The organism is Hypericibacter terrae (assembly GCF_008728855.1).
Taxonomy (GTDB): domain Bacteria; phylum Pseudomonadota; class Alphaproteobacteria; order Dongiales; family Dongiaceae; genus Hypericibacter; species Hypericibacter terrae.
The window spans coordinates 3,737,108-3,763,464 of the sequence record NZ_CP042906.1; the positions used below are offsets into that span (position 1 = coordinate 3,737,108).

23 protein-coding genes are annotated in these 26,357 nt (G+C 62.4%); 10 read left to right on the top strand and 13 right to left on the bottom strand.

Features of this window, described 5'->3' with window-relative positions:
* Nucleotides 1-9: 9 nt before the first annotated feature.
* The 11 genes from FRZ44_RS16975 to FRZ44_RS17025 form a co-directional block, all read right to left on the bottom strand.
* Nucleotides 10-804, bottom strand: a complete 795-nt coding sequence (locus FRZ44_RS16975; RefSeq protein ID WP_191908145.1) for a CbbQ/NirQ/NorQ/GpvN family protein — start codon at nt 802-804, stop codon at nt 10-12.
* Between the two features lie 94 nt (nt 805-898).
* Nucleotides 899-1,939 carry an aliphatic amidase gene (locus FRZ44_RS16980; protein WP_151178304.1) on the bottom strand — a complete coding sequence of 347 codons (1,041 nt, stop codon included), beginning with the start codon at nt 1,937-1,939 and terminating at the stop codon, nt 899-901.
* Between the two features lie 74 nt (nt 1,940-2,013).
* Nucleotides 2,014-2,721 (bottom strand): urea ABC transporter ATP-binding subunit UrtE, encoded by a 708-nt coding sequence (gene urtE, locus FRZ44_RS16985; protein ID WP_151178305.1) that lies wholly within the window; start codon nt 2,719-2,721, stop codon nt 2,014-2,016.
* Nucleotides 2,714-3,472: an urea ABC transporter ATP-binding protein UrtD gene (urtD, locus tag FRZ44_RS16990; RefSeq protein WP_151178306.1), complete on the bottom strand. Its 759-nt coding sequence runs from the start codon at nt 3,470-3,472 to the stop codon at nt 2,714-2,716. The genes urtE and urtD overlap by 8 nt, the downstream gene beginning before the upstream one ends.
* A gap of 14 nt (nt 3,473-3,486) precedes the next feature.
* Nucleotides 3,487-4,617, bottom strand: a complete 1,131-nt coding sequence (urtC, locus tag FRZ44_RS16995; RefSeq protein ID WP_151178307.1) for an urea ABC transporter permease subunit UrtC — start codon at nt 4,615-4,617, stop codon at nt 3,487-3,489.
* Nucleotides 4,618-4,647: 30 nt separating this feature from the next.
* The gene (urtB, locus tag FRZ44_RS17000; protein WP_225308713.1) at nt 4,648-5,505 is read right to left on the bottom strand and encodes an urea ABC transporter permease subunit UrtB; all 858 of its coding nucleotides are present in this window, start codon (nt 5,503-5,505) and stop codon (nt 4,648-4,650) included.
* 93 nt (nt 5,506-5,598) lie between these two features.
* A complete protein-coding gene (locus FRZ44_RS17005; protein WP_151178309.1) occupies nt 5,599-6,846 on the bottom strand; it encodes a transporter substrate-binding domain-containing protein in 1,248 nt (415 codons plus the stop codon).
* A 228-nt stretch (nt 6,847-7,074) separates the two neighbouring features.
* Entirely contained in the window at nt 7,075-7,674 is a 600-nt protein-coding gene (locus FRZ44_RS17010; protein WP_191908146.1) for an ANTAR domain-containing response regulator, read from the bottom strand.
* Nucleotides 7,675-7,696: 22 nt separating this feature from the next.
* Nucleotides 7,697-8,773 (bottom strand): transporter substrate-binding domain-containing protein, encoded by a 1,077-nt coding sequence (locus FRZ44_RS17015; RefSeq protein ID WP_407657990.1) that lies wholly within the window; start codon nt 8,771-8,773, stop codon nt 7,697-7,699.
* 399 nt (nt 8,774-9,172) lie between these two features.
* A complete protein-coding gene (locus FRZ44_RS17020) occupies nt 9,173-9,748 on the bottom strand; it encodes a YbhB/YbcL family Raf kinase inhibitor-like protein (RefSeq protein WP_225308305.1) in 576 nt (191 codons plus the stop codon).
* 81 nt (nt 9,749-9,829) lie between these two features.
* Nucleotides 9,830-10,396, bottom strand: coding sequence for a YbhB/YbcL family Raf kinase inhibitor-like protein (locus tag FRZ44_RS17025; RefSeq protein WP_225308306.1), 567 nt, complete (start codon nt 10,394-10,396; stop codon nt 9,830-9,832).
* Between the two features lie 172 nt (nt 10,397-10,568).
* Here FRZ44_RS17025 and FRZ44_RS17030 point away from each other — a divergent pair, with 172 nt between their 5' ends.
* The 7 genes from FRZ44_RS17030 (at nt 10,569) to FRZ44_RS17060 (ending at nt 19,576) form a co-directional block, all read left to right on the top strand.
* Entirely contained in the window at nt 10,569-11,693 is a 1,125-nt protein-coding gene (locus tag FRZ44_RS17030; protein WP_151178312.1) for an NAD(P)/FAD-dependent oxidoreductase, read from the top strand.
* Nucleotides 11,694-11,911: 218 nt separating this feature from the next.
* The gene (locus tag FRZ44_RS17035) at nt 11,912-13,480 is read left to right on the top strand and encodes an ABC transporter substrate-binding protein (RefSeq protein WP_151178313.1); all 1,569 of its coding nucleotides are present in this window, start codon (nt 11,912-11,914) and stop codon (nt 13,478-13,480) included.
* Between the two features lie 135 nt (nt 13,481-13,615).
* Nucleotides 13,616-14,632, top strand: coding sequence for an ABC transporter permease (locus FRZ44_RS17040; protein WP_151178314.1), 1,017 nt, complete (start codon nt 13,616-13,618; stop codon nt 14,630-14,632).
* A gap of 3 nt (nt 14,633-14,635) precedes the next feature.
* The gene (gene ddpC / locus FRZ44_RS17045; RefSeq protein ID WP_151178315.1) at nt 14,636-15,553 is read left to right on the top strand and encodes a D,D-dipeptide ABC transporter permease; all 918 of its coding nucleotides are present in this window, start codon (nt 14,636-14,638) and stop codon (nt 15,551-15,553) included.
* Nucleotides 15,550-17,607 (top strand): dipeptide ABC transporter ATP-binding protein, encoded by a 2,058-nt coding sequence (locus FRZ44_RS17050; protein WP_151178316.1) that lies wholly within the window; start codon nt 15,550-15,552, stop codon nt 17,605-17,607. The genes ddpC and FRZ44_RS17050 overlap by 4 nt, the downstream gene beginning before the upstream one ends.
* 212 nt (nt 17,608-17,819) lie before the next feature.
* Complete coding sequence (locus FRZ44_RS17055; RefSeq protein WP_191908148.1) at nt 17,820-19,148, top strand: AAA family ATPase; 1,329 nt, start codon at nt 17,820-17,822, stop codon at nt 19,146-19,148.
* 2 nt (nt 19,149-19,150) lie between these two features.
* Nucleotides 19,151-19,576, top strand: a complete 426-nt coding sequence (locus FRZ44_RS17060; protein ID WP_151178318.1) for a PIN domain-containing protein — start codon at nt 19,151-19,153, stop codon at nt 19,574-19,576.
* A 247-nt stretch (nt 19,577-19,823) separates the two neighbouring features.
* On the opposite strand, the gene FRZ44_RS17065 is transcribed toward FRZ44_RS17060, so the two are convergent.
* Entirely contained in the window at nt 19,824-20,768 is a 945-nt protein-coding gene (locus FRZ44_RS17065) for an IS1595 family transposase (RefSeq protein ID WP_191908149.1), read from the bottom strand.
* Nucleotides 20,769-21,045: 277 nt separating this feature from the next.
* Between FRZ44_RS17065 and FRZ44_RS17070 the strand changes: the two genes are divergently transcribed.
* Nucleotides 21,046-22,209: an IS4 family transposase gene (locus FRZ44_RS17070; protein WP_151175693.1), complete on the top strand. Its 1,164-nt coding sequence runs from the start codon at nt 21,046-21,048 to the stop codon at nt 22,207-22,209.
* A gap of 50 nt (nt 22,210-22,259) precedes the next feature.
* Here FRZ44_RS17070 and FRZ44_RS17075 read toward each other — a convergent pair whose 3' ends face one another.
* Nucleotides 22,260-23,714, bottom strand: a complete 1,455-nt coding sequence (locus FRZ44_RS17075) for a M81 family metallopeptidase (protein WP_151178319.1) — start codon at nt 23,712-23,714, stop codon at nt 22,260-22,262.
* Nucleotides 23,715-23,986: 272 nt separating this feature from the next.
* On the opposite strand from FRZ44_RS17075, the gene FRZ44_RS17080 reads away from it, so the two are divergent.
* A complete protein-coding gene (locus tag FRZ44_RS17080) occupies nt 23,987-24,535 on the top strand; it encodes an Hsp20/alpha crystallin family protein (protein WP_151178320.1) in 549 nt (182 codons plus the stop codon).
* Between the two features lie 150 nt (nt 24,536-24,685).
* Nucleotides 24,686-26,311: a chaperonin GroEL gene (gene groL / locus FRZ44_RS17085; protein ID WP_151178321.1), complete on the top strand. Its 1,626-nt coding sequence runs from the start codon at nt 24,686-24,688 to the stop codon at nt 26,309-26,311.
* Nucleotides 26,312-26,357 lie beyond the last annotated feature (46 nt).

Genomic DNA, 26,357 nt, shown 5'->3' on the forward strand with positions numbered 1-26,357 from the left:
CGACGTCGCCTATTGGCAGGCAGCCACTGCCGACCGCAGGGCGTCGCGAAGATCAGCGTCGTCGGTCAAGGGTATCACAATGGCCACCTGGCACGCCTCGGCGAACGACACGCCTTTCGACATGAGAAGACCCGCATTGATCAGCATCCGGGTCGAGGCTCCCTCTTCCAGACCATGGCCTTTGAGGTTGCGCGACTTCGCCGCCACCGTCACGAGGAGCTTCGCGGGCGCTGGCGGGAGGCTCGCCTCGTGCATCACGATCTTCGCTTCCAGCTCCGCTGCCGGATAATCGAAATCGAGCGCCACGAAGCGTTGCTTGGTCGATTCCTTCAAATCCTTGAGCACGCTCTGATAGCCGGGGTTGTAGGAGATGACGAGCTGGAAATCCGCGTGGGCGCGCACCAGTTCGTTCTTCTTCTCCAACGGCAGGATGCGACGATCGTCGGTCAGGGAATGGATGATCACGGTGGTGTCCTGCCGGGCCTCGACGATCTCGTCGAGATAGCAGATGGCCCCATGGCGCACGGCCAATGTCAGGGGCCCGTCATGCCATAGCGTCCCGTTGGCATCGAGCAGGAACCGCCCGACCAGATCCGAGGCCGTCATGTCCTCGTGGCAGGAGACGGTGACGATCGGCCGCTTCAGCCGCCAGGCCATATGCTCGACGAAGCGGGTCTTGCCGCAGCCGGTTGGGCCTTTGAGCATGACCGGCAGACGATGGGCGTAGGCCGCTTCGAACAGGGCAATCTCGTTGCCGAGAGGGCGGTAGTACGGCTCGTCGGCAATCAAATAGTCGTCGAGCATGATAGGGTCATCGATTGTTGAGACTCGGACGTGGGCAGGCGCCGAAAAATGGCGGGCGAGACAGGGGAAAGCTCGCCCGCCATGCGTGGCTCCATCAGCGATGCGGAGCCGCCTTCTTGTTCGGGATGCCCTCGATCGGACATTCCGGCGTTCCCACCATCGGGCGCGTCATGGCCTCGACCATCTCACGAGTTCCCTCCGGATCGGTGATCCACTTCTTGTAGAAATCGTAGGGGCAGACCGCCTCGCCGCGCACATCCTCGTTCGAGTTGATCTTGCCGGTATAGCCGCGGTGAACCAGCTTGAAGAGGTGATTCTGCGATTGGCCGTTGCGGCGCGCATCGCGAATGGCCGACACCGAAAGCTGGCCATACTGGATTCCATATTCCTCCTCGCCGCATTCGCCGAGCGTGCGGCCATCGAAACCGATGATCGCCGAATGGCCGAAATAGGAGTATACGCCGTCGAATCCTGCGGCATTCGCGACTGCGACATAGATATTGTTGGCCCAGGCCATCGCCTTGGAAATCAGCACCTGCTGATCCTTGGCCGGATACATGTAGCCCTGGCAGCGGATGACGAGCTCGGCGCCCTTCATAGCGCAATCGCGCCAGATCTCGGGGTAGTTGCCGTCGTCGCAGATGATCAGGCTGATCTTCATGCCCTTAGGGCCCTCCGACACATATGTGCAATTGCCGGGATACCAGCCCTCGATCGGAACCCAAGGCATGATCTTGCGATATTTCTGAACGATCTCGCCCTTGTCGTTCATCAGAATCAGGGTGTTGTAGGGCGCCTTGTTCGGGTGCTCCTCGTGGCGTTCGCCGGTCAACGAGAAGACGCCCCAGACCTTGTTGCGCTTGCAGGCTTCGGCAAAGATCTGGGTTTCCTCGCCGGGAATCGTCGACGCCGTCTCGTACATCTCCTTCTCGTCATACATGATCCCGTGAGTGCTGTACTCCGGGAAGATGACGAGATCCATGCCCGGGAGTCCGACCTTCATGCCGTCGACCATCTTGGCGATGGCCTTGGCATTGTCCAACACCTCCTTGCGGCTGTGGAGACGCGGCATCTTGTAGTTGACGACAGCAACGCCAACCGTGTCGTTACTGCTCGAGATATCACCGTGATACATGATTTCCTCCTTGCGTATCCGTTCTATTGATCGTTGTCGTCGTCCTGGCGCGAATTGTCGTCACGTCTCTCCTGTCACACGGCCAGATGCCGGTGAACCAGCTGGTCGGTCAGCTCCTGAACGGGGCCTCGCGCGGCGACCTGGCCGCGATCCATAATCGCGAAATGCTGCGAGGCGCGCCGCGCGAAACCGATATTCTGTTCGATCAGCACGATGGTCTTGCCGTGCTTGCGATTGAGATCGATCAGCACCTGTTCGATCTGCTCGACTATGTTCGGCTGAATGCCTTCGGTCGGCTCATCGAGCAGGATGATCTTGGGCTCGCTCAGGAGTGTGCGCGCGATGGCCAACTGCTGCTGCTGCCCGCCCGAAAGATTGCCGCCGCGCCGGTCGAGAAATTCCCGGAGGATCGGGAAGAGCTCGAATACCCATTCGGCAATCCGAGCCCCGTTGCCACGATTGCTTTTTGGATTGGCAAAGGTGCCGAGCATTAAATTCTGACGCACGGTGAATTTTGGCAGGATACCCCGACCCTGCGGCACATAACCGATCCCAGCAAGGGCGCGGTCATGGGTCTTGAATCTCTTGATATCGGTTCCATCCAGCTGGATCGAGCCCTCGACCCTATCCATCAATCCCAGGATTGAGCGAATGAGCGTGGTCTTCCCGACACCGTTGCGGCCCAGGATGCTCACGAATTCCCCATCCTTGACCGACAGGCTCACGCCTTGAAGGACTCGGCTGTCGCCGTAATAGGCCTCGACATTCTCCAGCTCAAGCATGGGAGATACCTCCCGAGCCGAGATATGCTTCCCTGACCGCCGGGTGACGCTCGATCTCCTCGACCGTGCCCTCGGCCAGCAGCTTTCCCTGATGCATGACCGAGATCATCTCCGCGATCTCCTTGACGAAGCCCATGTCATGCTCGACCACAATCAGCGTCCGATTGCCCTTGAGACGATTGAAGAGCTGCGCCGTCTTGTGGGTTTCCTGCGCGGTCATGCCAGCCGTGGGTTCATCCATCAGGATGAGCTTCGGATCCTGGGCCAGGAGCAGCGCGATCTCGAGCCATTGGGTATGGCCATGCGAAAGATGACCGGCCAAGGTCTCCAGCTGGTTCTCGAGGCCAACCAGCTCGGCCAGCTTATCGAGCCCCTCGCTTGCTTCACCGCGACGGAGCTGCAGCGCGTTGCGGAGGACGCCCGGGCGCCGCGAATGAGCGACTGAAAGGTTCTCCCGCACCGTCAATTGGCGGAACACACTCGGCACCTGGAACTTCCGGCCAATCCCCTTGCGCGCAATCTGGTGCTCTTCCAAATCGTTCAGCGTGACCGGCCCAAGCTTGATCTCGCCGCTCCTGGGCTTGGTCTTCCCGCAGATGAGATCGAGAGTCGTGGTCTTGCCTGCGCCGTTCGGACCGATCAGGCATCGCAGTTCGCCTTCCCCGACGGTCAGGCTGAGATTGTCGACGGCGAGGAAGCCGTTGAAGCTCACGGTCACATTTTCGAGCGTCAGGTGCTTGGCGCCACTCATGAGCAACTCCCGGTTCAGGTAGGCCGCGACGCGGCAGGACGGGGCGTGGCTTCGCCCGGCGACTTCGCCATCGCCTTGGAGGAACGGCCAAACTTCCGGAAAATTCGGTCCTTGAGCGTCTCGGCGGCACCCGCAAGGCCTTTGGGCAGGAACAGAACCACGAGCACGAACACGAGCCCCATGACGAGGGTCCATGTGTCGAGGAAGGTCTCCGACTCCGAAAGTGCGCCCTGCATGCCAGCAACCAGGATCGCGCCCAGCATCGAGCCCAGCAGGCTTTGACGCCCACCCACTGCACACCAGATCACCACCGAAAGACTGAGCTGCACGCCCATGAAGGTCGGCGAGGCGAACTCCATGACGATGGTGTAGAGCATGCCGGCCATGCCGGCGATCGCCGCCGAGACCGCCACCGCGAAGATCTTGTAGCGCGCCACGTCATAGCCGAAATAGCGCACCCGGTTCTCATGGTCGCGGATGGCCTGCAGGATCAATCCCGCCTTGCTCTTGGTTACGAGGAGCGCAAAGAAGAGGCAAAAAGTCAGGCAGATCGCGATGAGATAGTAGGAGCTGGCGCCGTAGGCGTCGAAGGTGAAACTTCCTATGTCGAGTTGCGCCAGATCCGTGATCCCGTTGAAGCCGCCGGTAAAGCGCTGCTGATCGATGAACAGCAGGTTGACCACGACCAGGAAGGCCAGCGTGATGATCGCGACATAGACGCCGGTCACACGTCCGCGAAACATGAACCAGCCCAATCCGGCCGCGATAAGGGCCGGCACCGCGACTCCCGCCGCGATGGCGAAGGGCATCGAGTAGAACGGCTCCCAGAACCAGGGCAGCTTCTCGACATTGTTCCAGACCATGAAGTCCGGAAGTCCCTCGGCGCCGGTATGTACAGGAATCGTGCGCAGCTTCAGCGCCATGGCCATGCAATAGGAGCCCAGCCCGAACGACGTGGCCTGCCCCAGATTGAGAATCCCGGTGTAGCCCCAGGACAGGCTGAGAGAGATCGCCAGGATGCCGAGAACCAGATAGCGCGCGGTCTTATTGAGCAGGAAAGCGTCCTGCACGAACACCGGCACCAGAAAAATGATCAGGCAGACGGTGCCGTAAGTCAGATACTGAATGAGGTCGCGATTCCGCACGTCTGGAGTCTCCCTTGGGCCGCGCCGGCCTCAGCTTCGAACCTTGGCGGCGAACAGACCTTGCGGCCGAAACCGGATCAGGATGACGATGAAAAGCAGTACCAGCGCCTTAGCGATGGTGTCGTTGGCATAGAAAGCGACAGCGCTCGAACTCTGCCCGATGATGAAAGCGCTGGCGACTGAGCCGACCAGGCTCTCGACGCCGCCGAGCACGACCACCATGAAAGCATCCACGACATAGGTGGTCCCCATTTCCGGCGCCACGCTCTTGAGCGGCGATACCACCGCGCCCGCTAGGCCCGCGAGGCCGGCACCGTAGGCGAAAGTCAGGCCATAGATCCGGTTGCTGTTGATGCCGAAGCAGCTGGCGATCTCGCGGCTCTGGGTGATGGCGCGCAACTTCAGACCGAGCGAGGTGCGAAAAATCAGGAACCAGGTGAGACCAAAGAGTGCGACCGCAAGGCCGAGGATGAAGATGCGGAAGATCGGAATCTCCACACCCAGCACGGATACCGGATGGTTCATCGCCTCAGGCATCTCGACGTAGCGCAACTCGCCGCCGGCCAGAAGCCGCACCGCCTGCTGCGCCATGACGCCGATGCCCCAGGTGGCGAGAATCGTGTCGAGCGGGCGGTTATAGAGGTGGCGAATCACCACGCGATCGATGATCCAACCCAGCAAGGCGGTGGCGAGGAAGATCAGCGGCAAGCTCGCCAGCAACCCGATGCCGAAGAAGCTCTGAAGAGCCCAGGCGCAGTAGGCACCGATCATCACCAGCTCGCCATGGGCGAGGTTGATGACACCCGTGACGCCATAGATGATCGCCAGGCCCAAGGCCACCAGCAGAAGGATCGATGCGATCGATAGTCCGGTGACAACCAGTGACATCAATTCCACGGCCGTCGCCTCCATGTTCCCAGTCTTGCCAACCCGCTGAGGAAAGATCCGGCGGCGGTTTCCCGCCCGCCGCCGGAAGTCGACTCAGGACTCAGTGAGCCCCGCTTCGGTGCAGTGCATGTTCGGGTAGGCCTTGTAGGGTTCGGGCTTCAACCAGGTCGCGCTCTGCTTGAGAATTTCGAACTGGCCGTCCGACTTGCACTGGCCGATCTTCGGCCAAAGCCAGGTATGGAGGTTTTCACGCTCGATCTGCACCTTGCCCTGCGGCGCGATCATGGACTCGCCCTTGATCGCTTCGCGGATGTTGGGAGGTGTGATGTCGCTCGGCGCCAGCTTGGCGACCGCCTGCTTGAACAGATAGACCTGGAAATAGGAGGGCTCGGAGACAAAATGCGTGACCTTGTCCTGGCCCCAGCGCGCCTTGTAGGCATCGACGAACTTACGGTTCTCGGGGGAATCCCAGACCATGAAATAGGGCGCCGACGTGAAGTGGCCCGCCGCCGCTTCGCCGCCCATCGCCGCCACCTCGTTCTCCGAGGTCGTCAAGCTCGCCATCGGCATCTTCGCGGGATCCAGCCCTGCCGCGCGATATTGGCGATGTAACGCTACGACCGAATCGCCGACCACGGTCGAGAAGATCACGTTGGGTTGCAGGCTCTGGAACTTGTTGACGACGGACGAGAACTCCGAATGGCCGAGCGGCACATACTCTTCCGCCACGACTTCGGCACCCAGACCCTCCAGCAGCTTCTTGCAGTAGTTATTCTCCTCCTTCGGATAGATGTAGTTCGAGCCGATCAGGTACCATTTCTTGCCGAACTTCTCGACCAGCCAGGGCACGAATTCATCCTGCTGCTGGTTCGGCACCGCGCCCGTGTAGACGACATTCTTCGAGCATTCGCGGCCCTCGTAGAGCGTCGGATAGAAATAGAGATTTTCGCGCTTCTCGAAGACGGGCAGCACCGCCTTGCGGCTGGCAGAGGTGTAGGAGCCGAATACGCTGACGCAGCGGTCCGAAAGCACCAGCTTGCGCGCCTTCTCGGCGAAGGTCGCGGGATCCGAGGCCGGGTCCTCGATCACGGGAACGATCTTCATCCCGTTGATCCCGCCAGCAGCGTTGATCTCCTCGATGGCCAGGATCGTCGCCTTGTTGAGCGACTCCTCGATGATGGCGGTGGTGCCCGTGAGCGAGAACAGGACACCGACCTTGATTTCGCCGTCGGCCGCGCGGGCGAGCGACAGGTTCTTGTTCCAGATATGGGGGAACCCAGTCGCACCGATCGCACCTGCGGCTGCTGCACCCCTGATAAAACCACGACGTGTAATCTTCATTTTTTCCTCCCTTGACCGATTTCGGTCGCACGTTCCCCGTGGCCCGGAATCCGCCTTGTCTGGGGTTGCTCCCGGACCGGCAGCCCGAATGCGGAAAACAGAAAACCCCATCGGTGCCCGCTCCCGCAGGTTCCGATAGGGCTATGTTGCCTCTGATTTCAGGGGCGGCGCCGTTGCCGCCTGCCACGCGCCGGCGTTATATGCCGGCGAGGCGTGGACGGCTGAACGCTAAGTCAGCATCTCGTCGGTGTCAACAATCGCGAGCGCAAGCTCGCCGATCGAGATGCGCCGCGCCATCGCTTGGCGCCGAAGGAAATGATAGGCCTCATCCTCGTTGAGCTGCTTACGCGACATGATCACGGTTTTCGCGCGCTCGACGCTGCGGATGGCGCGGATATAGTCGTCAAGCTTGTCAATGCGCGAACGCAACCGCTTCTCGTACTGGAACTGACTGAGGCCGATCACGAGGGCCGCCACCAGATCGTTTGGCCGCACCGGCAGCGATACGAATCCGTGGGGCGTGCAATTGCGCAGCATTGGCGCGTTGAGCGAGCAGTCCTCATTCAGGAGAGCGATCAAGGCACAGGAAGGCTCGCCCGGCGACCAGGGCAGCCGTCCTGGCAGATCCTCGACGAGTTCGCTGAAGATCACGTCAAAATCGATCGGATACGAGGCGGGCGGCGGCCAGATATGAGTGACGCGCGCCCGCGTCCGCTGCAGCTCCCGGATCAAGGCCTCGATGCCGGGGGAATTCTCGGCCAGAACCGCGATATTCAGGTGCCCAAAATCGCGACCGGATGGATCTCTGTGCGGCGTCTGTCTATTCATGACGAGGTTCACCGGGACGGACTCAGGAAAAGGCGAAGTTTCGACCATATCCCACGAGATAGGGGTCGGCGTTCACGGCCGACGTCGATTGGTGAAGGATGTCGAACTGGCCCCGACGATTGGCGCGACCGATGCGATTCCATAGATTGGCGTGACCGCAGACCGGATTGATCGAGATGCGTCCCTGCGGCGCGTCAACATCCTCGCCGAGGATTGCGGAGCGGAGCTGTTCCGTATCGACCGAATTGGCCTTTTCCAGCGCCCGCGCGAAGAGATGGACCTGGAAATAGGCGGCTTCGCAGCACATGTTCGTGCTCTCGTCGTCGCCGTAGATCTTCTTCCAATTCATCAGGAAACGTCGATTCTGCTCATTCTCGACACCCTGGAAATAGGGGGCGGCGGTGATATGTCCCTCCCCAACATCGAAGCCCATCGCGCGCACCTCGGCTTCGGTCGTGGTCAGGCTTGCGATCGGCATGTGTTTCGGCTCAAAGCCGTTCTCAGCATAAGCTTGGTAGAGATAGGTGGTGCCGTCTCCCACAACGGTCGAGAAGATGGCGTCGGGCTTGAGGTCGCGGATTTCGCGGACAACCTCGTAGAAATCGGCCCTGCGCGGCCGCAACGAGACGTAGCGTTCACCCACCACCTGTCCCGCATTGTGGCGCACGAACTCGTGCATGATCCGGTTGGATACATGCGGATAGACGTAGTTCGAGCCGACGAAATAGAAGCGCTTGCCGTGATGCTTCATCAGGTAGCGGAACAGCGCCAGGCTGTTCTGGTTGGGGCCGGCGCCCGAATAGATGACGTTGGGAGAAAACTCGAACCCTTCATAGAGGGTCGGATACCAGAGCAGCCCGTTCAGACGCTCGACGACCGGCAGAACGGCCTTGCGGCTGCTCGAGGTATAGCATCCGAAGATCGTATTGACGCCGTCCTCCACCATGAGCTTCTTGGCGTACCGCCCGAAAGCGGAGGATTCCGACGATGGGTCATAGACGACCGGCTTGATCGGGCGCCCATGGACGCCGCCGCGCTCATTGATTTCATGGATCGCGAGAAGCGTGCCGCGCAACTGGGTCTCCTCGATCACGGACATGAAGCCCGTCTTCGAGAAGAGGACGCCGACTCGCCATGGTTCAGCCGTGCTCTGTCTGCTCGACACGGTAGTTCCTCCCCAGCTGGACGTCTTTTTTACGCAGTTTTTTTGGACGATAGAGCAAATCGCCAAAAATTGGGAAGAATCAATTCAGGTCAGGATCGTTGGGTCTATCGTTCGGCGCTGTGCCAGCAGCGTCTGCGGGTCATTTACACGCGGATTAGTTGAATATCTCTCGGATATCGGCATCCATCGACAGGGATTTGGGAACCGCCGGAACACCGGCTACTGCATGTCGCGCCGCACAATAAGTGCCGGGCGACCTTGGAACGAGGAAAGGACGCATTTGCAGCATCCCTTCCCGCTCCGGGTCGACGCGACGAAAGGAACGGGCCTGTCCTATCGCGCGTAGATCCCCGTGAAGCTGGCCGAGGCGATCTTGTTGGCCTGGATGAAGATGCCGACCAGGGCCGGCGTGGCCTCCTGGTCGACGGGAATCTTCGGGACCCGCAAGGCGAAAATCGTAAAGATGTAGCGGTGGGCGGTGCCGACCGGCGGGCAAGGGCCGCCATAACCCGGCGTGCCGAAATCGGTCCGGGTCTGCATCGCGCCCGTCGCCTCGACGGCGCCATCGGCGCTTGCCCCCGGCGGCAATGAATTGACCGTGTTCGGAATGTTGACCACGACCCAATGGAACCAGCCCATGTCGTTGGGCGCGTCCTTGTCGAACACCGTCAGCACGAAGCTCTGCGCCTCCGGAGGCGCGTTTTCCCAATCCAGATGCGGCGAGAGGTTGCCGCCCGAGCATCCGGCGCCATAGTTGCTGCTCTGGACCTGGTCCTGCTTGATGATCTGGTTCACGATGTCGCTGCTATGGAGCCTGAACTCGTCCGCGCGAGCGGGCGAGTTCAACAGCGCCATACCGCCCAGCAATGCCCAGGCCGCGGCCGTCAGCCGCATCTTCATCGAACGCATAGGTTCCGTTTCCCCTTCCCCGGTGGTACGGCGCCGCAGCCTGCCACGAATAGCGCCCGGCTGGCGGCTTTCGGGTTGAGCTTATCGTTGATAGCTCGCCGTGAAGTTCACCGCGGCGATCTTATTGCCCTCGATCAGGGCAGCAACCATCTTCGGCGTGGCATTCCTGTCGACGGCCAGCTTCGCGACGCTGAGCGCCGTCAGCGTGACGACATAGTGATGGGTCTGGCCCGGCGGCGGACAGGGACCGCCATAGCCCGCCTGGCCGAAATCGTTGCGCGTCTGGAGGGCGCCGACCGCTTCCACGGCGCCGCTCCCGCCGGCGCCGCGCGGCAGGGAGTTCACCGTATAGGGGATATTGACCACGACCCAGTGCGTCCAGCCCTTGCCACCATTGGCATCCTGGTCGAACATCGTCAGGACGAAGCTCTGTGTGCCCTGGGGCATGCCCTCCCAATTGATGTGAGGCGAGAGGTTGCCGCCCTGGCAGCCGAGCCCGAAGGCTTGGCTCAGGACCTGCTCCTCCTGAAATTGACCGTCCTTGATGTCGTGGCTGTAGACCCTGAAGTCCGTGGCGCCAGCGGACGCCGCCATCAGCGCGACGCCGGCGATCAGCGTCAGCATGAGGAGCGTCAACCGAGTCTTCATTGAAATCATAGGTTCCGAATCCCCTTCCCGGATCGAACTAAGGGTGCAGTCTGCCACGGACCGGCGCCACTTGCGACGTTCTCGCCGCGATCGGTGGGTTGCGGCCGTCCGGCAGAACGGCTAGGCCAGAGGTCGCATCGGCGGCAGAAATCACCGGGAGTCTGGTCTTCGCATGGCTGAGTTCGATTTCCTCATCATCGGCGCCGGCATGGCGGGCGCCTCGGCCGGCTATGCGCTGGCATCCCAGGCCCGTGTCCTGATCCTCGAGCAGGAGGACCAGCCGGGCTACCACACCACGGGCCGCTCGGCCGCGCTCTATGCCGAAACCTATGGCAACGCGACCGTGCGGGCTTTGACCACCGGCGGTAAGGGTTTCTATCTAAACCCGCCATCGGGTTTTGCCGCCCATCCCTTGCTCCTGCCGCGCGGCGTCGTCTTCATCGGCCGTGCGGACCAGCGCGCCTCGCTCGACGCTTTCCTGGAAGAGGTTTCGGGTCTGCGCAGCAACATCCGGCGCATCGCGGCAGCCGAGGTCGAAACCCAGGTCCCGGTGTTCCGGCCCGGCTACGTCGCCGATGCCGTGCTCGACCCCGATGCGATGGATATCGACGTCCACGGGCTGCATCAGGGCTATCTCAAGGGGCTGAAGGCGCGCGGCGGGCAGCTCGTCACCGACGCCCAGGTTCGCGGCCTCTCGCGGCAGGCGGGCCTCTGGCAGGTCGAGAGCAAGGCCGGCCGCTTCGCGGCCCGTGTCGTCGTCAATGCGGCCGGGGCCTGGGCCGACGAGATCGGCGCTCTGGCCGGTGCCGCACCGATCGGGCTGGTGCCGAAGCGCCGGACCGCGATCCGGTTCCGCCCGCCGGCCGGCCTCGACGTCGCGCGCTGGCCCACCATCATCGATGCCGACGAGCAGTTCTATTTCCGGCCCGATGCCGGCCAGATCCTGGCCTCACCCGCCGACGAGACGCCAATGCCGCCCTGCGACGTGCAGCCGGAGGATCTGGATATCGCGATCCTGGTGGATCGCCTGGAGCAGGTCGTGACCTTGCCCATCCCGCGCATTGAAAGCCGCTGGGCGGGGTTGCGCTCCTTCGTGGCCGACAAGACGCCGGTGGTCGGCTATGACGACCGGATCGAGGATTTCTTCTGGCTCGCGGGCCAGGGCGGCTATGGCATCCAGACCGCACCCGGCATTGCGGCCCTGGTGGAGGCGCTCGCGCGGCACGAACCGGTTCCGCCCGAGCTGGAAGCGCTGGGCGTGACCGAAGCAGCGCTCTCCCCCATTCGGCTGCGCTGATGGCTCGAGGGCCGCCGGGAGCGCCCGCGCGCCTTGACGCTTCCGGCACCCCGCCGGATACTTGCCGCATCGCCTGCCACGAAGCCGCAACGAAACCGACAAAGACCACCCCGCAGGCGATCGGGGACCGTTCCGCCACGCATCCGCCGACGCTCGGAATCCGACAGCGCGGGCTGCAGAGCAGGACGCCTGACCGAAGGCACAAGAGGGAGAAACCCATGAGACTGAATTTGAAGGCCATGCTGCTCGGCGCGGCCGCGCTGCTGGCCACCGCGATCGCCGGACCGCTCTCGGCATCGGCGGCAGGCGACCCCAACACGCTCGTGGTCGGCAAGGCCGGCGACGTTGACAGCATGGATCCGGCCGTCACCGTGACCAACAACAGCTGGACCGTGACCTATCCCGCCTATGAGCGGCTGGTGAAGTTCAAGGTCGAGAACGGCAAGGGCAGCACCGAGGTCGAGGGCGACGTCGCGAAATCCTGGACCGTCAGCGACGACGGGCTGCAATGGACCTTCACGCTCAATGACGGCCACAAGTTCGCCGACGGCTCGCCGGTCGACGCGGCCGCGATCAAATACAGCTTCGACCGCCTGTTCAAAGTCGCCAAGGGCCCGTCGGAGACGGTCGGTCCCGTCACCGAAGTCCAGGTGGTCGATCCCCATACGGTCAAGTTCATCCTGAAGGAGCCGTTCGGTCCCTTCCTCGCCGGCCTCGCGACCAACGGCGCCTGCATCGTCAGCCCCGCCGCTCAGCAGCATGAGAAGGACGGCGATCTCGGCCAGGCCTATCTCGCCGAGCACACGCTGGGCTCCGGCCCCTACCAGGTCACAAGCTGGGAGAAGGACCAGCAGGTGGTGATGGAGGTCAACCCGAACTATGCCGGCCCGGCGCCTTCCTTCAAGAAGGTCATCGTCAAGATCATCAAGGAAGCCTCCGCGCGCCGCCTGCAGCTCGAGAAGGGCGACATCGACATCGCCGAGGACCTGCCGGTCGACCAGTTCGACGCGCTCAAGAAAGCGGATGGCGTCACGGTCGTGGACGAGCCGAGCTTCCAGGTGACCTATCTCTATCTCAACAACACCCGCAAGCCGCTCGACGATGTCCGCGTGCGCCAGGCGATCTCCTATGCCGTGGACTATAAGGGCATCATCGACGGCATCCTGCTCGGCAACGGCGTCCAGATGCGCGGACCCGTGCCCGAAGGCCTCTGGGGCCACGACGATGCGAGCTTCCAGTTCACCACCAACGCCGCCAAGGCCAAGCAACTCCTGGCCGACGCCGGCGTCAAGGACCTCAAGCTCGGCTATCTCTATTCCAAGAAGGACCCGAACTGGGAGTCGATCGGCCTGGTGCTGCAGCAGAACCTGGCGGCGATCGGGATCACCGTCGAGATGCAGGAGTTCGCATACCCGACGATGCGCGAGAAGCTGAACAGCAGCGATTTCGACATCGCGGCCGGCAACTGGACGCCGGACTATGGCGATCCCTACATGTTCATGAACTACTGGTTCGACTCCGACCTGCACGGCCTGCCGGGCAACCGCGCCTTCTACACAAACCCGAAGGTCGACGAACTCATCCGCAAGGCGGCGACCGCGGCGAATGTCGAGGAGCGGAAGAAGATCTATGCCGAGGCGCAGAAGATCGTGATCGAGGAGGCGCCTTACGTCCTCCTGTTCCAGGCGAACTACCAGGTCGCCATCCGCTCGGACGTCAAGGGGTTCGTCTACAACCCGATGACGCTCCAGATGTTCAACTTCGAGACCATGTCGCGGGCGCAATAGGCGCCCGAGGAGACCCAGGGGCGGGCGCGGTCGGTGGCCGCCCCGCCCCTGCGTGTTTCCGGACCCCCAGCTGTCATCCTATCCCCTCCCCCTGAGGGGGAGGGGAAGCGAGGGCGGAGGGACGAGGCGAGGCCCATGTCCTATCTCAACATCGTCCGGCGCCGGCTGCTGCTCCTGGTCCTCGTCGTGATCGGCGTCTCGATCGTCACCTTCGCGATCTCGCATATGATTCCGGGCGATCCCGCCCGGATGATGGCAGGCGAACGCGCCTCCAACGAGCTGGTGGCGCAGATGCGAGCGAAGCTCGGGCTGGACCGACCGCTCTATGAGCAATATCTGACCTATGCCGGCGACCTGCTGCGCGGCGATCTCGGCATCTCGATCCGCACCCAGCGCCCCGTCGCCGACGATATCCTGCGTTTCTTCCCGGCCACGATCGAGCTGGCGCTGGCCGCGATGATCTTCGCGATCGTGCTGGGCATTCCCCTGGGTGTGATCTCAGCGGTCGCCAAGGACCGCGCCATCGACCAGATCACCCGGACCTTGTCGGTAACCGGAATCTCGACCCCTGCTTTCTGGCTGGGGCTCCTGCTGATCTATCTCTTCTATGGTCGGCTCGAGTGGCTGCCCGGCTCGGGGAGGCTCGATAGCGCGCTGACGCCGCCACCCTTCGTCACCGGCTTCTATACGCTGGATGCGCTCTTCGCCGGCGACGGCAAGGCCTTCGTCAGTGCCGTCCAGCATCTGCTGCTGCCCGCCCTCACGCTGGGATTCCTTCATCTCGGCATCGTCACGCGCCAGATCCGCTCCGCGATGCTGGAGGTGCTGACCGAGGATTACATCCGCACCGCCAAGGCCAGCGGCCTCTCGCGCCGGCGCATCCTGTTCGATCACGCGCTGCGCAACGCCCTGATCCCCTCCGTCACCATGATCGGACTCGCCTTCGGCGACCTGCTCTATGGCGCGGTGCTGACGGAGACGGTCTATGCCTGGCCCGGCATGGGCAACTATGTCGTCCAGTCGATCAATGCGCTCGATTTCCCGGCGATCATGGGCTTCACGGTGGTCGCTTCGACCGCCTATGTGCTGCTCAATCTCTTCGTCGACCTGACCTATATGCTGCTCGATCCCCAGATCCGGGGGGTGGGCTGAGCCATGGCCAGCGACAGCAATCTCGCCGCCGCGCCGCTCGCGCCCGGCCCGACGCCGGAAGTGGCGACACCCGCCGGCAGGATCGATCTCGCCTATATCTGGTATCAGCTGAGCCGCAGCCCGCTCACTCTTGCCGGCCTCGCCATCATCGTCTTCGTGCTGCTGGTGATGCTGCTGGCGCCCTGGATCGCGCCCTACGATCCCAATGCGCTCGATCTGCGTGCACGGCTGGCGGCCCCCGGCGCGCTCCACTGGATGGGCACCGACCAGGTCGGCCGCGACCTGCTCTCGCGCATCATCTGGGGCTCGCGGGTCTCGGTCACGATCGGCGTCGCCATCGTCTTCTTCTCGATGAGCATCGGCACGATCCTCGGCGCCTTCTCCGGCCTCGTCGGCGGGCGCACCGATACCGTCATCATGCGGCTGATGGACGTGCTTCTCTCCTTCCCCTCCTTCGTCATGGCGATGGCGCTCGCGGCGGCGCTGGGACCCGACCTCATCAATGCCATGCTGGCCATCGCCGTGGTGCGCATCCCCTTCTATGTGCGGCTCGCCCGCGGTCAGGCGCTCTCCTTGCGCGAGCGCGCCTATGTCAAGGCGGCCGTCACCTTCGGCGCCTCGAAGCGCCAGATCGTGCTGCGCCATATCGTCCCCAATGCCATGGCGCCGATCATCGTGCAGAGCACGCTCGATATCGGCGGCGCCATCCTGACGGCGGCGGCGCTCAGCTTCATCGGCCTCGGCGCGCAGCAGCCGACGGCGGAATGGGGTGCCATGGTCAGCAGCGGGCGCGATTTCCTGCTGGACCAGTGGTGGTACCCGACCTTCCCCGGTCTCGCGATCCTGGTGACCGCGGTCGGATTCAACCTGCTGGGCGACGGCCTGCGCGACATCTTCGATCCGCGGCTCAAGGGCAAATGATGGCCGAGACCGCCGCCAGCGCCGGGACGAAGCCCGCACCCATCGTCGAGGTGCAGGAATTGACGCTCGAATTCGCCACCTATCGTGGCGCCGTCCGGGCGCTCGACCGGGTATCGCTGACCGTGGGTGCGGGCGAGATCGTCGGGCTGGTCGGCGAATCCGGCAGCGGCAAGTCGGTCACCGCCATGTCGGTGATGCGGCTGCTGCCGCCCCATGCGGCCCGCATCGCCGAGGGGCACATCGTGCTGCTGGGCCAGGACGTCGTGTCCGCGCCGGAGGCCAAGCTCGAGGATATCCGCGGGCGGCTGGCCTCGGTCGTGTTCCAGGAACCGATGAACGCGCTCAACCCGACCATCCGCATCGGGCGACAGATCACGCAGGTCATCCGCCGCCACGAGCAGGTGAGCGAAGCCGAGGCACAGACACGCGCCGAGAAGCTCCTGACGGAGATGCAGGTCCCCGACGCGCGCCGGGTGATGCGGAACTATCCCTTCGAGCTCAGCGGCGGCATGCGCCAGCGCGTGCTGATCGCCATGGCCTTCTCCTGCAACCCCAAGGTCCTGATCGCCGACGAGCCGACCACGGCGCTCGACGTCACGGTCCAGGCGCAGGTTCTGGCTCTCCTGCGCGAACGTGCCCGCGAACGCGGCATCTCGGTGCTCTTCATCACCCACGATCTCGCCGTCGTGGCGCAGCTCTGCGACCGCGTCTATGTGATGTATGCCGGCAAAGTGATCGAGGAAGGCACCACGGCCGAGGTGTTGCGGCGCCCCTTGCATCCCTATAGCCGCGCCCTGCTGCGCGCCTTGCCGGAATTCGTGGCGCCGAAGCAGCCGCTGGCCTCGATCCCCGGCACGGTCCCCAACCTCATCGACCCGCCGGAAGGCTGCCGTTTCCGGCCGCGCTGCAGCTTCGCCTTCGAGCCTTGCGGCCGGACGCCGCCGCTGATTGAGAGTCCCGACGCACACGCCCATCGCGCCGCCTGCTGGCTCCTGAAGGAAAAGCGGGTGGCTCTGCTGGACCCGCTGACCTCGAGCGCCGATGTCCTGCCGCCGCCCCGGATGGGCAGCGCGCCCCTGGTGCGCTTCGAGAATGTCCATATGCGCTTCCCCATCGGCGCCAATTGGATGGGGCGGCCGCGGGCCCAGGTCCATGCCCTCAATGGCGTCGATCTCGAGATCCGCCGCGGCGAGACCCTGGGTATCGTCGGGGAATCGGGCTGCGGCAAGAGCACGCTGGGCCAGGTTGCGATGGCGCTGTTGAAGCCGAGCGAAGGCCGCGTTCTGTTCGACGACACCGATCCCTGGAGCCTGCGCGGCGGCGAGCTCCGGCGTTTGCGCCGGCGCTTTCAGGTGGTGTTCCAGGATCCCCAATCCTCGCTCGACCCGCGCATGCCGGTCTGGCAGGTGATCACCGAGCCGCTCAGCGTCGGCGAGCGCCATCCGCGACGCTGGCTCAAGGAGCGGGCGGGCGCGCTGGCCGCACAGGTCGGATTGCGCACCGATCAGCTCGACCGTTTCTCGCATGAATTCTCGGGCGGGCAGCGCCAGCGTATCGCCATCGCCCGCGCGCTTGCGCTGGAGCCCGACCTGATCGTGCTGGACGAACCGACCTCGGCGCTCGATGTCTCGGTCCAGGCGCAGATCCTCAATCTGCTGATGGAGCTGCAGGGCCGGCTGAAGCTCACCTATCTCTTCGTGTCGCACAATGTCTCGGTCATCCGGCATATCGCCGACCGGGTCGTCGTCATGTATCTGGGACAGGTGGTCGAATCCGGCCCGACCGGCGCGCTGCTGCGCCAGCCGGCCCATCCCTATACCCGCGCGCTGCTCGCGGCCGTGCCGACGCTCGACCGCGACACCGAGATCTCGGCGCCTCTGCGCAACACCGATCTGCCGAGCGCCATCAACCTGCCGAAAGGCTGCTTCTTCCGCGAGCGCTGCCCGGTCGCGATCCAGGGTTGCGAAAAGCCGCAGGCGCTGCAGGGAACCTCGCAACCCGATCACCTCGCCCGCTGCCTGCGGGCCGAGGAGCTGCTGAGGGGGCGAGTCTGAGGAGAGGGTCTCCAGTCTTATCCCCTCCCCCCTTGAGGGGGGAATTATCACCTTGACTGCACAGGCCACCCGGCGGTAACTTTTTGTGATGGGACACACAACGAAAAGGTGTCCCCATGACCCCGCAGTCGCGTGCAGGGAGAGGCTCCTCTTGCGGGGCACTCCTCGGTAAGGTTGCGGGCAGGGGCCGCTCATCCGGGAAGCGAAAAACTATGTTTCAAATCAAGCTAACAAATTTCAGGTGCTTCGCGGATGCCCCGGCGGTTGAAGTGTTGCCGGTGACATTTCTGGTTGGAGAAAACAGCGCCGGGAAAACGACCTTTTTGGCTGCGGTTAGATTGCTTCTGGAGAGTTTTATTCGCTCTCCTCAAAACCCTTTCAATAGGGAGCCATATTTCCTAGGAGGATTCGATCAGCTTGCCCACTACCGGGGGGGTGTACGAGGCAGGGCTAAGCAGATGTGTTTTGAGCTAATGGTCCCCGCATCACAGGATGGCTCTGCTCCGGCAAGTGCGCGCCCCTCTCGTCGTCAAACTGCCGCAACACGGCATAGATTCGTGTTTGTTAAGGGCTCACCGCAGCCTGAGCTGACTGCATATGAGTTCGAAGCAGAGGGTACGTCTCTCGTTTTAAATCTGGCCGATAAGGTCACCGTGAAGCTTGTGAAGGATGGCGTCGAGCTTTTTGAGTTAAAGCCCAAACGCCTGCCTCCGGTTGGCGTCATACGAAAGGATTTGTCTTATCTCCGTTTCGTTTTTGATGAAATTTCATTCGGCCTTAAGCCGGAAATTAAAGCTGCAGAGGGAATAGAGCCCATAGCGGCCGAGATATTTGATCGCTTTAGGGAGTCTAGCAGATTTGTGATGAGGCGCGTATTCGCGTCGGCTCCCGTTAGAACGCAGCCGCTGCGGACGTACACACCTTCAGAAATTATTGCCTCCGCCGAAGGAGCTCATGTTCCGTTGGAAATGGCGCGCCAGAAAATAAACTCGCCCGCAGAATGGAAAACGGTTCACGACAAACTGGCTCAGTTCGGCAAAAATTCCGGTCTCTTTGACGACATTGATATCAGGATGCTGGGAAAGCGGGACGGAGATCCATTTCAAATAATGGTCAGAACGGGCGGCCCACCCATGAACATAGTAGATGTTGGGTATGGCGTTAGCCAAGCATTGCCAATCATCTATCAACTGGAACAGATCCGGCAGCACGATACATTCTTGTTGCAGCAGCCTGAGGTTCATCTCCATCCAAAAGCACAGGCAGAGTTGGGCACACTGATCGCGAGATTATCCAAAGCAAGAGCGAACGCGCTCTACATGCTAGAGACTCATAGCGATTACATCATTGATCGTGTTCGAATGGAAGTCGCTGGAGGGCGCTTAGACCACAGGAACGTTACAATAATTTTCTTCGATAGAATGGAGCACGAGGTTCGCGCCCGAAACATATACCTCTCTGAGAGCGGTGAAATATTGGATGCACCGAACAATTTTCGGAAATTCTTTCTCGAAGAACATCAGCGACTGTTGGGTTTGTAGCAATGTGCATCATCGTTGACGCAAACGTTATTAATGACCTGAACACACCAACGGAGGATGGCGCGCCTGTTCTCAAATGGCTTTTGACCGGCGGAGGAGGCTTGATTGTTGGTGGTGAACTAAAGCGGGAACTCGCCCGTTCTCACAAAATGCGAACTACAATGGTGACGCTAAGCCAGGCCGGAAAGTTACATAGCCTTGATGATAAAGAGGTACAGGCTATTGCCGAGAAAATAAAACCGAATTGCCGTTCGAACGATCCTCATGTCATTGCTGCCGCGGTCAGGTCCGGCTGCAGGCTTATTTTTTCGAGAGACCACGACTTGCACAAAGACGCTAAAAACAAAAGCATCCTCTCCCCGACCGCCGCGATCTATCAAACCAAAGCGCACCAGCATTTGCTGGAGCCTTGTCAGTGCCCGATATAGCCAATGAAAAAGCGGATACTTTTGGATTCGAGCGCGACGAATGACTTGTACAAGGATGATGAAATCGCGCGGCGTCGAGACGAGGTAGTCCGCCGTATGGCGCACACCCCGCCGCAACATAAAGACGCGAGGCCGAAAAAACGGGCAAAGCCTAAGCGTGCCCATTCAGTCCGAACCTCCGGCTAGAACCTTGCGCCAGCGAGCAATAAATTCTGCGTATGTTTCGCCCTTTGGACGCCGCTTCGGCCTATCTGCGAGAAGGCTGTTGATAGGTCACGCGCTTGCCAACGACGCCCTTAACGGCCTTCGTGGCGCGCTCAACATCCGTCACGTCCAACGCAGCGCGCTCGTTGTAACGGAAATCAAATTCGGCCAGATAACGCTTGAGATGCTGCTGACTAACATGATGGTAAGTGCCGGTGATCCCACGCTTGAGGATCGAGAAATAGCCCTCGACGGTGTTGGTGTGCGCCTCGCCGCGAACATACTCACCGGTGCCGTGATTGACGGTTTCGTGCCGGAAATCGCGGTGCATATGGCGGTACTGGCCCGCGTCGTCGGTCATAAGCGAGGTATCGCGGTCCAACTGCGAGACCAAAATTTCGCGCAGCGTCTTAGCGGTTACATCCGGGATATGCTGGCTACGAACGCGGCCACCACGCTCGACCAGCGAGAAGGCGATTTCCTTGCCAGTGCCGCCAATGTTCCCGGCATTGCGCTTGTTCCGGTGCTTGTTCTTTTCCTTCCCACCGATGAAGGTTTCGTCGGCTTCGACCGTCTTGCCTTCACCGCCCATGGAACCGGGCGCCGGGCTCAGATCGCGCATACCCTCGCGGATACGATGCGCCATGAACCAAGCGGTTTTGTAGGGAAGGCCGATCATCCAGTGGAGCTGGTGGGCGCTCATGCCCTTCTTGCTGGCGCACATGAGATGCGTCGCCAGCAGCCACTTGGTCATCGGAATGTGAGACCGCTCGTAAATCGTGCCCACGGCCGCCGTAAACTTGCGCCGGCAGTCTTTGCAATGATACCAGCCCGGCCCCATGGACTTGCCGCCCAGCGTCGCCACCCGGTCAAACGAGCCGCAGAACGGGCAATGGGGGCCGTTCGGCCACCGGATGGCTTCGAAATGCTCCCGAGCCTTCTCAAGGTCGGTAAAAATCGGGTTGGTCAAATCAACGGTCGCGGTCATGAACATCTCCTATGCCCATGAATATAAGGATTCGACCGTGTTCAGTCAAGGTGATAATTCCCCTTGTGGGGGAGGGTCAGGGAAGGGGAAGTCTCGATACACGATAACAAGAACGGTACACCTCGGTTTCACTGACCGAGTCATCCCATCCCTGGCCCTTCCCCGAAGACGGCAGGGCTGTCCGGGGAATGAGTCGATAGGTCGCGGGCGCATGCCCGGTTTTCCGGAGGTTTTCCGGGTACTTTCTGGTTGTCGAGACTCAGAAAGGGAACCGGGCATGCAGTACATGGGTAGCATCTTCGTGAGCCTGCTGAAACCCATCGATCGGCGTCAATTCCGCACGCTGGTGGAGCGCCACGACGGCGATGCCTACGACAAATCCTTCAAGAGCTGGGATCATCTGGTGGCGCTGATCTACGCCCAGCTCAGCCACGCCAAGAGCCTGCGGGGGGTGGAGGCGGGTTTCAACGCCAACTCCCAGCATCACTACCATCTGGGGGTCGGGAAGCTGGTTCGTTCGACCTTGTCGGATGCCAATGCGCGCCGTCCAGTGAGTGTGTTTGCGGGGCTGTTTGGCACGCTTTCCCAGGAGGTGGATCGGCTGGCTCGCCAGGAAGGGAACGAGATGCTGCGTTTGATCGACGCCTCGCCGATTCCGCTGGGCAAGGTCTGCGCCTGGGCGGACTGGAACGGCCGGATCCGCGGCATGAAGATGCATGTCGTCTACGATCCCAAGGCCGATCGCCCCTGCTCGGTCGAGGTCACGCCGGCCACCATCAACGACATCGAGGTGGGCCGGCGCGTGCCGATCGAGGCCGGAGCCACCTATGTCTTCGACAAAGGCTATTGTCGCTACAGTTGGTGGTGCCAGATCGACGCCGCCGAGGCGGTCTTCGTCACGCGCGCGAAGTCCAACATGCGCTTGCGCGCCACCAAGCGGCGCAAGCTCCGGAAGATTGTCGGCGACGGCTTCAGGATCATCGACGACGCCGAGGTCCGCCTCGTCAGTAAGGGCGATTCCAAGCTGGCGATCCGGCTGCGTCGGATCCGGGTCCGGCGCGAAAAAGGCGGCGTCATCACCCTCATCACCAACGATATGACCCGCTCGGCCGTGGAAATCGCCACCCTCTACAAGACCCGGTGGCAGATCGAGCTGCTGTTCCGCTGGATCAAGCAGCATCTCGATATTCGCAAGTTCCTTGGCAACAACGAAAATGCCATCCGGCTGCAGGTCCTCGCCGCCATGATCGCCTATCTGCTCCTGCGCATCGGCGCGCGCCTCCACAGCGTGAAAATCCCCCTCCTGCGACTGGCCGAACTCGTCGGCCAGTCGCTCTTTACCAGGAAAACCTTCCACCGTATCGATCGCCCGCCGCCCGTCAATCCAAGCAAGCCATCTCCCAAAGTCCCAGCCAACCAGATGGCGTTCTGTTATGCATGAGTTTCCCCGGACAGCCCTGCGAAGACGGGGGAGGGGATAGAGGCGACGCGTCACGCAAACGGGTTCGCGACCTTCGGCCAGAAGGGCCGGGTGATATTGCGATAGGGAATCTTGGCGAAATCCTTGGTCAACGCACCCGGCGCCGCGGCATAGAGCACCTTGCTGGCGATCGGCGCGAAGCCCGCATGGAAATGCTGGGTCGACTTCACCACCACGATCTTGCGCTTCGACAGGTCGATGCCGAGCTTGGTCATGCCTTCGGGATGGAACACCTGCGTGCGCAGGGTGGTCAGCACCAGATCGACGCCCTGGGCCGAGATCCAGACCGAGGGGCCCATCGGGTCGGGCGCGTCGCCGAAACGCTGCGTCACCATGTCGGCGACGGCGCGCACCGTGACCTTGAGATCCACCGGATCGCCGGAGGTGGGCCCGCATTTGCCGCCGACGCGCAGGTCGAGATTGGCGCCCACGCCCGCATCCATGCAGAACCGGACCGCGATCGGATCCCAGTAATAGCCGCTGGCCACATCGGTGATGCCGCGCTCGAGGATGCGCCGCAGGAAGAATGTGGAATCGCCAGGCGCCCCGCCGCCGGCATTGTCGGTCACGTCGGCGATGACGACCGGGTTGCCGTTATGCGCCATCGCGGCGTCCAGCGCCTCGTCGATGGTCAGGAATTTGGGGGCGATGGCCTCGCGCATGGCGAAGACCTCCATCCCCAGCTCTTTGGCGACCGCCTTGGCCTTGCTCTCGTCATGGTCGGCGATGACGAGCGTCTTGACGCCCTCGTCCTTCACGTCGCCATAGGGAAAACCATGGCCCAGCGACACCGACAGGATGCCGTTCTTGCCCTCCATCGCCGTCATCTTGTCGACGAACGCGCGCAAGGGCTGCTCGGTGGTGCGGAAGGTGCCGATCATCCGGCAGTCGAAGACCGCCATCCTGGGCTTGGTATGACCTTCGGCCGCGTCGGCGCAGAGCGTGAAGAGCTCGGCCGCCCGCTCCGGAATGTCGACATGCGGATATTCCTTATAGGCCACCAGCGCCGTCGCCTGCGTCACCATCGCGTCCGTGATGTGGCAATGGAGATCGAGCTCGGCGCCGATCACGGCACTCGGCCCGACAATTTTGCGCGCATGGGTGAGGATGTCGCCCTCGCAGTCGTCATATCCGTCCGCGACCATGGCGCCATGGAGCGCCAGCAACACGATATCGACCGGCATCGCCTGCCGCAGGCCGTCGAGGATCTCCTCGCGCAAGCCCTCATAGGCGTCCCGGGTGATCACGCCGGCCGGTTCGGCATAGCTGCAGAGGCCCTCGATCACATGATAGCCCCGGGCCTCCGCCAGACGGCGCCAGACGAAAAGCTGGGAGGAGCAGTAATTCTCGGGCCGGCGCGTCGCGTCGCCGCGCGCCAGGAAGCCGTCCTCGAAGCCGCGCACGCTGGTGGGGATCGGCGAAAAGGTATTGGTCTCGGTATCGAGGCCGGCAATGAAGACCCGCATGATGATCCCTTCCAGGCACAATCGGTCGATGGCCGGGGGAGGATAGTCGGCCGGGCGGGCGAAGTCACCGGGCAGGATCGACAATGACCCTGGCGGACGTCCCACGCGATCGCCGGGCGTGAAATCGGCGGCTGCTCCAGCGCCTTGGGTTGCCCCCGATCGGGCAGCGTCACACCCCGGTCAGCGGCGGGATTGATACATGTCAAGGTCGGACACCGGTTGTTGGCGCTTTAATGCTCGTGATCATTCCCCCTAGCGAGGAGTATCCCCTCATGGCTGAGCAAGAAGGAAAAGTGCCGGTAAAGCCCGGCGAAAAGAGTGCCGAGCGCGCGCCGTCCACGGATGTCTGGCAGCCGTTTCAGAACCTCCGGCAAGAGGTCGACCGGCTGTTCGAAGACTTCGGCCATGGCTTCTGGCGCCTGCCAAGCCGCCGCAGCCCGTTCGAGACCGAGCCTTTCTGGCGGCGCACTGCGCTCTCGGCCTCCGCCCCGGCCGTCGATGTGGTCGAGAAGGAAACGGCCTACGAGATCACGGCGGAACTGCCGGGCATGGATGAGAAGAACATCGAGCTTACGGTCGCCGACGACATGCTGACGATCAAGGGCGAGAAGCGCGAGGAGAAGGAGGAGAAGAAGAAAGACTACTACCTCTCCGAGCGCCGATTCGGCTCCTTCGAGCGTTCGTTCCGCCTGCCCGAGGGCGTGGAATCGGACAAGGTCGAAGCCAGCTTCAAGAAGGGCGTCCTTACCGTGACCCTGCCGAAAACGCCCGAAGCTCAGAAGAAGCCCAAAGAAAAGAAGATTGCCATCAAGACTTCATGACTGGAGGCCCGGTCGTAGGACGGTGGCGGCGCTCGCGCCGCCTGGGTACCACCACCCCGCTTCCGACCGGGCCCTCTCTTTTCCTTTGGCCTCCGATCATGTTGGCGCCGTCTCCCTGCTGGATACCACCATTGTCGAGGATCATTCGCCATGGCCTACAAGCAGGTTCTCTTCCGCTCCGCCGCCCGCGACAAAATCCTTCGCGGGACCGCTCAGCTTGCGGACGCGGTGCGCGTCACATTGGGCCCGCGCTCCAAGTCGGTTCTGATCCAGAAGAAATGGGGTGCGCCGATCGTCTGCAATGACGGCGTCACCATTGCCAAGGAGTTCGAACTCAAGGACGCCGAGGAAAATCTGGGCGCCCAGATGCTGCGCCAGGCCGCGGAGAAGACCGGCGAGGTCGTGGGCGATGGGACCAGCACCGCTACAATTCTGGCCCATGCCATATTCGCCGACGGCGTCCGCAATGTCGTGGCGGGCGCCAGCGCGATCGATCTCAAGCGCGGCCTCGATCGCGCGACCAGGGTCGCGGTCGAGGCGCTGAAAGCCATGTCGCGTCCCGTCCGCACGCGCAAGGAGAAGGCGCAGGTCGCGACCATCTCCGCCCACAACGATCCGGCGATCGGCGAGTTGGTGGCCGACGCGATGGAGAAGGTCGGCAACGAGGGCGTCATCACCCTCGAGGAATCCAAAACCACCGAAACCGCGCTGGACGTGGTCGAGGGCATGCAGTTCGATCGGGGTTTCGTCTCTCCCTATTTCATCAATAATCCGGAGAAGATGGAGACGGCACTCGAAGACGTCCTCCTGCTGCTGCTCGATCACAAAATCAGCAACCTCAAGGATCTGCTGCCGCTTCTCGACCAGGTGGTGAAATCGGCGCGGCCCCTTCTCGTGATCGCGGAGGACGTGGAAGGAGAGGCGCTGGCGACGCTGATCGTCAACCAGCTCCGCGGCACGCTCAAAAGCTGCGCCGTCAAGGCGCCGGGCTTCGGGGACCGGCGCAAGGCGATGCTGCAGGACATCGCGATCCTGACCGGCGGCACGCTGATCTCCGAGGAGCTCGGCCTGAAGCTGGAGAATATCACCATCGCGGAGCTGGGCCGGGCCAAGCGCGTGGTGGTCGACAAGGACAACACCACCATCATCGGCGGCGCCGGCAAGCGCGCCGAGATCGATGGCCGCATCCAGCAGATTCGCCGCGAAATCGAAAAGACCACCAGCGATTACGACCGCGAGAAGCTGCAGGAGCGGTTGGCCAAGCTCGCCGGCGGCGTGGCGGTGATCCGGGTAGGGGCGCCGGCCGAGGCCGAGATGAAATCGAAGAAGGAAGCGCTCGAAGACGCGATCAGCGCCACCAAGGCCGCGGTCGCGGAGGGCATCGTGCCGGGGGGCGGGCTGGCGCTGCTGCGCTGCACTCAGGCCGTCTCGGCGGAAGAGGCGAAGACCGACGGCGACGAGAAGACCGGCATCCAGGTGCTAAGGCGCGCCCTCGAGATCCCGACCCGGCAGATCGCCGAGAATTCCGCGGTCGACGGCGGCGTCGTGGTCGCGCGCATGCTGGAGGGCGCAGGCAATCTGGGATTCGATGCCGCGCAGAAGCGCTATGTCGATCTGGTCGAAGCCGGCATCATCGACCCCACCAAGGTGGTGCGCATCGCCCTTGAAAATGCCGTCTCCGTCGCCAGCGTGCTCCTGCTGACGGAGGCGACCATGACCGAGATCGACGAACCGAAGAAGGAAACGGCGGCGTCGGAAGCTGCCATGGGGATGTAAAGCGGGTATGCTGGTCGTCATGTTCCGCCGTCGTTGAATGGGATGG